Below are 9,694 nucleotides of genomic sequence, written 5' to 3' on the forward strand. Positions count from 1 at the left end.
TCCTGGCAAGATAAAATAAATCGCTTCATCCTTCACTCTTTTTTGCTCAAACCATCAGCCATCAGGGATTCTGTGGAAAGTTGGCCGGATCGTTATGAATATCTATTTCACTTTGAGGTATAGAAAATAACAGTCGCGCCGGCGTAAGCGCCGGTGTAGTAAGATTATACTCGTTCTTCAGGTGGGCCTGCATAATGGCGAGTCCTTTTGAATAACGCACCAGGTCAAACCAGCGGTTATTTTCAAAGGCCAGCTCTACTCTTCTTTCTGCAAAAACAGCGTCGCGGAAACTACCCTGGTCCGGCAACTCCGCCGGTGTTTTATCTTTCAAACCTGCGCGGCGCCTTACCTGGTTAAGAAAACCAAAGGCCGTGTTATTGCCGGTAGCAGCATTGTATCCCTGTTCATTCAGCGCTTCCGCCTGCAACAATAAAATATCCGCATACCGCAATACGGGGAAGCTGCTGCCTCCATCGCCGGTAGCGCCGGGAGGATCTAAATACTTCTTCACATAATTCCCCGGCTGGGTAGTGGTAGCATTCTTGTAGGACACTGTATCCAGCGATGCAGTCAGCCTTTTATCACCGCTTTCGTAAGCGGCTACCAGGTCGTGCGTAGGCCGGTTATTGTTGGATCCTCCATAGGCCACACCGTTATAATAAAATGAAAACGGCACCATGTCGGTAAAGTAATAGTTGCCTTCTGAAGGATTCAGTCCTTTTTTAAAACGGACCGTAAACAATACTTCTGCATTCAACCCTGCAGTCGGGTTATACAATGCCGCATAATCAGGCAACAGCGTATAGCCGTTCACGTTTTTCAGCACCGCGGTGGCGTTGCTCCATTTCTTTTCGGTCACATATACTTTCCCCAGCAAACCGTTGGCGCTACCGGAAGTGACCCGCCCATAGTCGTTCACGTTGGTATACACAGCGGGAAGCAAGGCTGCGGCTGCCTGCAGGTCTTTTTCTATCTGCGTATATACTTCCGGTACCTCATTCCGCTTATCGTTAAGCGATTCGCTGGTGGTTTCCACCCTGGTTACCAACGGCACTTTACCATACAGCCGTACCAGGTCGAAGTATACAAATGCCCGCAGGAACAACGCCTCGCCCCTGAACTGATTTTTGGAAGAGTCAGGGATAGCGGCGGCATCCACCTGGTCCAGTACCGCATTGGCACGGGAAATGGTAAGATAAGCGCCTGCGTATACATCGGTCAGGAAAGGATTGGTAGTGGTTTCCGTGAACAGGTCTATCTGCGAAGCCACGCCACCCAATGCCCCACGGTCAAGTATATCCGTGTTATCGCTCCTTACTTCCATGAGGTAGTAAGCCGATTTCCCATAACTGCGTGTGTTCTGCAAACCATCGTAGATCGCATTTACACCCTGCTGGAAATCGCTGGTGGTTTTAAAGAATGTAGCGGTGGTTTGATTGGATACCGGTGGCAGATTGATGAAATTCTTGCTGCAGGAAGCCAAGGCTGTTGCCAGCCACAAACCTGCTATTGTTTTTATATAGTTCACTTGCATAAGTGCCTGTTTTTAAAATGAAAGATTAATACCCGCGGTGAATGTTCTTGGCAGCGGATAGGTGCCATAGTCCTCCCCTTGCGATAATGGCGCATCGGGCCGGGCATTCACTTCGGGGTTATAACCGGTGTAATCAGTCCAGGTATAAATATTCTGGCCGGACAGGTATACCCGCAGGCCCTGGATCTTATTATTAAACAGTTGCCGGTTAAAAGTATAACCAATGGTTAAATTACGTAAACGCACATACGAACCATCTTCTACAAAGAAGGAACTCGGCTGTGTACTATTACCGGTAGTTACCCTGTTGGGACGCATCGTGTTCCCATCGCCGGGTGCTGTTGGCGATTTCCAGTAGCCGGTTTCTTCAATCATTTGGTTGGCATTGCCTTCGCTGTTATACAGGAAACGGCGTTGCAGGTTCATCACCTTATTACCATTCACCGCCTGTAACGATACGGTGAGGTCAAATCCTTTATAGCGGATTTCATTGGTGAGTCCCCAGATGAATTTCGGGAAATAGCTGCCGATATCCGTTCTGTCGCTGGCATCTATTTTCTTATCGCCTGTTACGTCAACGAATTTGCGGTCGCCGGGTTTGGTGCTGGCATAATGCGGATAGGCATCTATTTCCGCCTGGTTACTGAACACGCCGCCATTTACATAACCATAGTAGCTGCCAATGGGCGAACCTACCTGCGTGATATACAACTGCGAGATAGTACCATTGCCGCCATCGGAGATGATGGGCGCATTATTGGCGCCCAGCTGCAACACTTCATTTTTGTTGGAGGCAATATTAAAGCTGGTGTTCCAGGTAAAAGGACCGGTGAAGTTGCGGGTAGTTAAACCAAATTCAACGCCTGAGTTACGCACCTTGCCTATATTTTTCAACGCTTTGCCAAAGCCGGAACTGAGCGGCACCGGTACTTCCAGCAACAGGTTGGAAGTGGTGGCGCGATAGTAATCAGCACTGAGGTAAATCCGGTTAGCCAGTAATCCTATATCCAGGCCGGCATTGAGCTGCACTGTTTTTTCCCAGGTAAGATCAGGGTTGGCCGGTTGCGCCAGTCCCACCCCATTCACGGCGGTACCGCTGCCGTTGCCCAGCACATAACCATTGGAGGCCAGGAGGTCGTACGCGGCATAGTTGGCGATCTGGAAATTACCGGATGTACCGTAGCTTACCCTGGCTTTCAGTTCAGAAACCGCTTTTACTTTAAAGAACGATTCGTTGCTGATAAGCCATCCGCCCGATACCGCGGGGAAATAACCCCATTTATTATTGGCGCCGAAACGGGAAGATCCGTCGCTGCGGATACTGGCAGACACAAAGTATTTATCGGCGTAGTTGTAGTTGATCCTTCCCAGGTAAGAAAGCAGCGACCATTGCGATTCGGTGGAAGTACCGCTGGTAATGGTAGCCGCATTCAGCGTTTGTACCGCATCGTTAGGAAAGCCGGTGCCGTAGGTTTCGTTGGCTTTGGTGGTGTTCTTCTGCGAGGTATACCCCGCCAGTGCGTCGAAATGGTGTTTATCGCCGATGCTGAACCGGTAGTTCAGCGTGTTTTCCCATAGCCAGTTCACAGACAACGCTGTTTGTGCCGATCCCTTGGGAATAGTAGGCGCTCCCTGCTGGATGGGCTTATAGGTTCCCAGTGTAGAAGGACGGAAATAATTCCTGCTGAAATGATTGATATCTGTACCAAAGAAGGTTTTAAATGTCAGCCCTTTAATGATTTCATACTCCGCCCAGGCGCTGCCGAGGTTACGCACATGATCCAGCTTATCCTTGATCTGCGTGGCCAGTGCTACGGGGTTTTCGCCACCGGAATAGCCATAGGCCCAAAGGTTTTGCCGGTTGGTAGCCAGCGATCCGTCCGGATTATACACCGGGAATACCGGCGATGCTTTCAACGCATTACTGAGTATACCATCAAATGTCCATGGCCCTTCACTGTTGATCAGGTCGTAATGATCAAAGGTAGGGTTAACGGTAACGCCTATCTTTAAACGGGAAGTAAGCGCCGCATTGAAGTTGGCTCTCAGCCCGTACCGTTTGTAGCCGGAACCCAGGATAATACCCTGCTGATCCAGGTAGTTACCGGAAATGTAATACTGGAATTTGTCGCTGCCACCGGAAGCTGATAAGGTATGGTTCTGGATAGGCGCTGTTCTGAATAAGGCATCCTGCCAATCGGTATTGGTAAGCCCCGCATCTCCCGCCAGGTAAGGCAGTGTTTCCGGCGCTACCTGGAAGTTGGAATTTCCCCTGGTAGCATTATTATCGGTAACGCTGCCGGAAGGATTGAAATCCAGGTAAGCATTGTTCTTTGCATCAAGACTGAATCTGGACCACTGATAGGCATCCATCAGTTTTATTTTTTTGCTCACCTGCTGAAAGCCTGCGTACATGTTATATCCAAAGGAAGGCGGACCGGTGGTTTTCCCTTTTTTAGTAGTGATAAGCACTACCCCGTTGGAAGCACGGGAACCGTAAATAGCGGCGGATGAGGCGTCCTTAAGAATGTCTATGGAAGCAATATCGTCGCTGTTCAAAGTGCTGAGGGGATCAGGGGATTTCTGGAAAGATGCCTGCCCTGTGATGTTTACCATATCTGTGGCTCCCTGTAAATTCTTCAGGTCGTTCGACAATGGGATCCCATCTATCACATACAGCGGATCAATGCCGGCGGAAATAGAGTTCAAACCGCGGATCCTTACACTGATATTACCTCCCGGCGCACCGGTATTTTGCAGCACCTGTACCCCCGGCACCTTGCCGGCAATAGCCTGTTCAAAACTCGTTACCGGCTGATCTCTCAGATCGGCGGCGCGCACAGAAGCAACGGCGCCGGTAATTTCCCTGCGGCGCTGCACGCCATAGCCTACCACTACCACCTGGTTAAGGGATGAACTGGATTCTTTCAAAACAACAGCCACCGGCTGATGCTCCTGCAAAGTAATATGCTCCAGCTGCGTAGGTTCGTAACCGATAGAAGTGAACCTGAAACTGTAAGGAACCCCCACTACCAGGTCCGGAAAACGGAAGGTACCACCCGCATTGGTTTGTGTAGATACGGTGGCGCCAGACGTTTCATTCTTCGCGGTTACAGATACCCCCGGTAATCCTTCGTGCTTCTCGTTCTGCACGGTACCGGTAACGCCCGTACGCTTTTCCTGCGCCTGCAGGAATAAAGGGCTGAATAGCAGGAGGAGTAATAATGCGCTCCTCCATTTTTCTTTTAAAGAACGGATGTAAAAAGAGTCCATAGGTGCTTTTTGGGGCCCTCTGCAGGTTGTTGCCTTGTCTGCAACAGCACAGACTGCATACGCCTGCCGGTTTCCAGGGCCATGTGATAAAACAATTACAACTGATTGGCTGATGACGCGATATTAGATTTTCAGTTTACAACGTTAAAAGTAGTAACAAGTTCCTAGTCCACCAAAACAATAGACTAGTATACACAAAGTTATTTTATGGTAGATAAATTTATCCAGGTGAAACCAGTGCCCCGGCTTGCGCTACGGAAGCCACTGTCCGGAAATGAACACTTCCCGCCGGAAAGCGGACAACCTGCGTTAGTTTTTATTACATTAACCCCTGATAACCAATAAACGGAAGACTGGCATTTTCTTAGTACCGGGAACAGCCATAATACCATGATATGCTAGGCAACCAATTCAAAATCGCATGGCGGAATTTCCGCAAGCACATTACACATAGCCTGTTAAACCTGGCAGGCCTCACAATGGGGCTCACCGGTTGTTTTTTTATTACGCTGTATATAAACGATGAATACAGTTACGACCGCTGGATACCAGGCCATGAACAGGTATACAGGGCCGGCCTGGATGTAAAAACACAGGATAACGATTTGATTTCGTTTGCCGCCACCTCCGGATTTCTCCGGCAGGCAGTAATGGTATACCCGGAGGTGCAATCCGCAACGAGGGTGTTTGAGTATGGTAACAACAACGTTGTTGGCAGTAGCGGTAATAACGCCAAAAAACTAAATGAGAAAGGCATCTACTTTGCCGACAGTACCCTGCTGGAAGTACTGCCCTACCCTTTGCTGGCTGGCAATGCCCGCACCGCCCTGAATGATGCGGACGGTATTCTGCTTACAGCGGAAAAGGCGGAAAAATATTTCGGGAGAACGGATAATGTAAGTACTTATCTCAATAAAATATTAACGATCAACAACAAAAGTTACCGGGTAACCGGCGTATTAAAAAATGTACCTTCCAATACCTATTTCCGGCCGGATTTTATTATTTCTACCGTAAGCATAAAGAACGAAGGATGGTTCAGGCGCAATATGGAAAACTGGCATGGCACCATGACGCAAACCTTCCTGAAATTAGCCCCGGGCACCGACTGGAAAGCTTTCGAAAAAAAGATCAGCAAAATTGCCTATCAGTATGTGGGCGACGAGATAAAAGCTAACAGGCAGGAATACACGAACTTTCTGCAGCCGCTCACTTCCATACACCTGCATTCAAATCTCCGTTATGAACTAAGCAAAAACAGCGATATACTGTACGTGAGAATATTATCGTCTGTGGCCCTGTTCATCCTGCTCATTGCCGGCATTAATTTCATTAATCTCGCCACGGCTACCGCCGGCAGCCGGGCCAAAGAAGTAGGCGTAAGAAAAGTGATAGGCGCCAACCGTTCACAACTGGTGCTGCAGTTTATGATAGAAGCCCTGATGATGAGCGGTATCGCTTTCCTTGCCACGGTAATTTTAATCATGGTGCTGCTGCCTGTTTTCAACAACATTGCAGATAAAAGCTTTACCACCGCACAGTTATTCCAGCCCCGCTTCATAGCTGCCGGTATTGGTATCAGTATGGGAATCGGGCTGCTGGCGGGCATTTACCCTGCTATCATTCTCTCCGGCTTCAATCCTATGCGCATTATGCAGCGACGCGGCGCACAGAGAAAAACACATTCGCTGCGCAATGTGCTGGTAGTAACGCAGTTTTGTATCTCTATCCTGCTGATCGTTGCTACCATGGTGGTATACCGGCAGCTGCAGTTTATGAAGAACTTCAACCTTGGCTTCGATCAGTCGCAGGTACTGGTGATACCTGTTAACGGCCCCGAAGCAGGCAACCGTAAAATGGCCCTGCTGGAAAAGTTCCGCGGACAAGCGGATGTGATTTCCGTAAGCGCGTCCAGTCATGTGCCGGGCCAGGAATTTGGCAATAATCTTTTCCGGCTGAAAAGCGATCATACAAAGCAAACCGATGGCCGGCTGCTTACGGCAGACGACCAGTTTTTCCGTACCTACAACATACAGTTGCTGGCTGGTCGCTTAATGAACATGACCCCGGATACCAGCCAGGAAAGCGGTGATGTTCTGATCAATGAAGCGGCCCTTCCCTTCTTCGGATGGAAAACGCCGGAAGAGGCGTTGGGACAGGAATTTGACTTTGGATGGGGTACCGTATGCGGCGTTTACAAAGATTTTCATTTCACCTCCCTGCAACGTGGGGTAACGCCGCTGGTCATTTACTATACCCCTAACTGGCTCAACTACATCAGCATTAAGATGAATACCCGCAATATCACGGCCACAGTGGCCAGACTGGAAAAAGTATGGCAGTCGGTAGTGCCTTCCGCTTCCTTTGATTACTTTTTCCAGGATGAGGCGTTTAACCGCCAGTACCTGGCGGAGCAAAGACTCGGATCCCTCTTCCTCATCTTCTCCGTTTTCGCTATTGCCATTGCTTGTCTTGGTTTGTTTGGCCTGGCCTCCTTTACCGCGGCGCAACGGACAAAGGAGATCGGTATCCGGAAAGTACTGGGCGCCAGTATTGCCGGTATTATAAAACTATTGTCGAAAGATTTCGTGGTGTTGGTGATAATTGCCGCCGTTATTGCATTCCCGTTGGCATGGTGGGCAATGAGCAATTGGTTACAAAATTTTGCCTACCGGGCGCCGCTTAGCGGCTGGACGTTTATCATAGCAGGTGGAGGCGCTTTGATAATAGCGCTGATCACAGTAAGTTTCCAGGCAGTGAAAGCTGCATTGGCTAACCCGGTGAACAGCCTGCAGGCGGAATAACGATAAAGGCGCAGCATCATCCGGTGTTGCGCCCTTATTATTTACTTCGTATAAAAAACAATATCTTCTGCATCCGGCTCAATGTCTGCCAGCTGTTCTTCCCAGCCTGCAGGCAGTTTAAAGATAGTGTGCAATCCGCCCAGCAACTCCAGCCAACCACTCATCTCATCCGATACTTCCAGTGTTTCCCCTTCCATGGTTTTGAATGCCAGGAAAGTGGCTTCTCCCGGGTACGCATACACTTTATAACCTGCAATATGCGTTACATCTTCCCAGAAAATGGTGTTATCAATATCTTCATCATATTTCACGTAAAGTGTACGTTCGTCAAACTGTATATCCATATTTCGAATGTATTGATTTCAGGATGATTTATTCCGCATTAAAGGTAAGGTTTACTTTAAACAAACGACTGGCCCCGGCATCATTATCAGATACGAGATGAAGCGTCAGGGTATTGTCTTGTATGCTTTCAAGGCAAATTCCTTCTATCTTTTCTCCTTTAAATGCCGGGTCTGCTCCTGTTAAATTAAGCATACCATCCGGCGTAATAGTGGTTTGTAACAGTTTACCGGAGATGTTATTGATCCATCCGATATAACTGTCGCCTATAGCGCCGTCGTCATAAGCATTGGCGGTCGTTTCGGAAGAGAAAGTGCACAGGAGAAGGTCCTTTTCCGGCACATAACAAAGCTCGGATACTCCTGCAAATACAGGCGTTGGCGTTACTAACGTAAACGGCACTACGCTAACCGGCGGGGTTGCCTGCTCCCAGAAACCGGGCACTGTAAGCACCAGTTGGTTCTGTGGCCAGGTGTTGTTGCCGCGGTTGCTCAGCAGCAAAGTATTATTTACTACTGCAGCGCCTTCTATATTCAACTCATTGACACCGCTGTTCAGTAATTGCGCGGTAAAATCAGCCGGGTACGGAATAAACCGGATGGCGGCGCTGTCGCCGTCCGGCAGCGGCAACAGCAGCAGCTGCCGGCGCTTTTCCGTTGCCAGCGAACCGGAGGCCATGAGGTAAGTATTACCGTGCAAACGGATCAATGCGGAAGCTTCGTAATCTGCTTTCACGGCTTTGGCGATCCGTTTTTCTGTTGCACCGGAAATGCGGATACTTTTAATAACGTGATAATCCTTGTCCAGCACCTGGATACAGGTGGCGTCGTCGCCAATGAGATACAACCTGCCCTCATGAATTTCCACGGCGGATGCCGAAGGAAAATCAGGCAGCAGTAAACTGCATATAAGTGTGATCACCGCTTTCATGCTCCGGTTTATTTTAAACGGCTTGTCACTTTTTTAATGGCCTGCGCCCAGAAAGTACCCAGCTCTGCTGCACCCTTTGCATTGGGATGCAGCTGGAAAACACCCGACCTGCCATTTTCCTGGATAAACAGTTCGGGATGTTTTTTAAAGTAGCTGAACCCACCTGTATAACCGGTGAATACCTGTCCGGGGTGTGTGCTGTGGTAACTGGCTACAACGGCATCCAGTACCGGGAAATAAGATTGCAGCCTGGCCAGTCCTTCTGCGAGATAACGGGCCCCGTTATGCGTATTAGGGCTATACCAGGTAGGATGATGCAGGATAATGATACAACCCGGATAACTGCTGAGCAGCTGATCCAGGATAGCCTTTACATTTAACCGGTACTGCTCCGGCGACACCGGCGATCCGTTAGGACCTTCAATGGCGCTGTCGTTGGTGCCAAGCACCATAGAAAAAACCAGCGTGGCGTCTTTATCCGCTTTAAAAACATCTGCTGCCTTTACCACGTTGTTAAACAGTTTTTGGGTAGATGGAAGGAAATCTACCGTAGTAGCGCCGCTTACACCCTGGTTACTGTATTGGATCTCAGTGCCGGGCATAGCGCGCTTCAGCCACTCCCAGGCTTTTACCGGGGGCGCTTCTTCTAATGGGTGAGAGAGGCCGCCGCCATGTGTAATACTATTACCAATAAAAACAATATCCAGCTTTTTAGGCTGCGCTGCCGCGCAAAGTCCGGCCAGCAGGAAATAAAGGACAACAGGTAGTTTTTTCATCATCGTAGAAAACTTTCAAACTTGTAAAATAACAT

General features: G+C 49.0%; 6 protein-coding genes. 1 reads left to right on the forward strand and 5 read right to left on the reverse strand.

Annotated elements, in window-relative coordinates; translation table 11 throughout:
* Positions 1–61: 61 nt before the first annotated feature.
* A complete protein-coding gene (locus VN105_RS00745) occupies positions 62–1,534 on the reverse strand; it encodes a RagB/SusD family nutrient uptake outer membrane protein (protein ID WP_325636942.1) in 1,473 nt (490 codons plus the stop codon).
* Between the two features lie 12 nt (positions 1,535–1,546).
* Positions 1,547–4,807: a TonB-dependent receptor gene (locus VN105_RS00750; protein WP_325636943.1), complete on the reverse strand. Its 3,261-nt coding sequence runs from the start codon at positions 4,805–4,807 to the stop codon at positions 1,547–1,549.
* Positions 4,808–5,202: 395 nt separating this feature from the next.
* On the opposite strand from VN105_RS00750, the gene VN105_RS00755 reads away from it, so the two are divergent.
* Positions 5,203–7,611: an ABC transporter permease gene (locus VN105_RS00755; RefSeq protein ID WP_325636944.1), complete on the forward strand. Its 2,409-nt coding sequence runs from the start codon at positions 5,203–5,205 to the stop codon at positions 7,609–7,611.
* A 41-nt stretch (positions 7,612–7,652) separates the two neighbouring features.
* Here VN105_RS00755 and VN105_RS00760 read toward each other — a convergent pair whose 3' ends face one another.
* The 3 genes from VN105_RS00760 to VN105_RS00770 are packed head-to-tail and all read right to left on the reverse strand — an operon-like array spanning position 7,653 to position 9,662.
* Positions 7,653–7,955 (reverse strand): hypothetical protein, encoded by a 303-nt coding sequence (locus VN105_RS00760; protein ID WP_325636945.1) that lies wholly within the window; start codon positions 7,953–7,955, stop codon positions 7,653–7,655.
* Positions 7,956–7,983: 28 nt separating this feature from the next.
* Positions 7,984–8,883: a DUF6929 family protein gene (locus VN105_RS00765; RefSeq protein ID WP_325636946.1), complete on the reverse strand. Its 900-nt coding sequence runs from the start codon at positions 8,881–8,883 to the stop codon at positions 7,984–7,986.
* A gap of 8 nt (positions 8,884–8,891) precedes the next feature.
* Positions 8,892–9,662, reverse strand: coding sequence for a GDSL-type esterase/lipase family protein (locus VN105_RS00770; RefSeq protein ID WP_325636947.1), 771 nt, complete (start codon positions 9,660–9,662; stop codon positions 8,892–8,894).
* Positions 9,663–9,694 lie beyond the last annotated feature (32 nt).

Origin of the sequence: Chitinophaga sp. (assembly GCF_035564935.1) — a bacterium.
In the GTDB taxonomy this organism is placed as follows: domain Bacteria; phylum Bacteroidota; class Bacteroidia; order Chitinophagales; family Chitinophagaceae; genus Chitinophaga.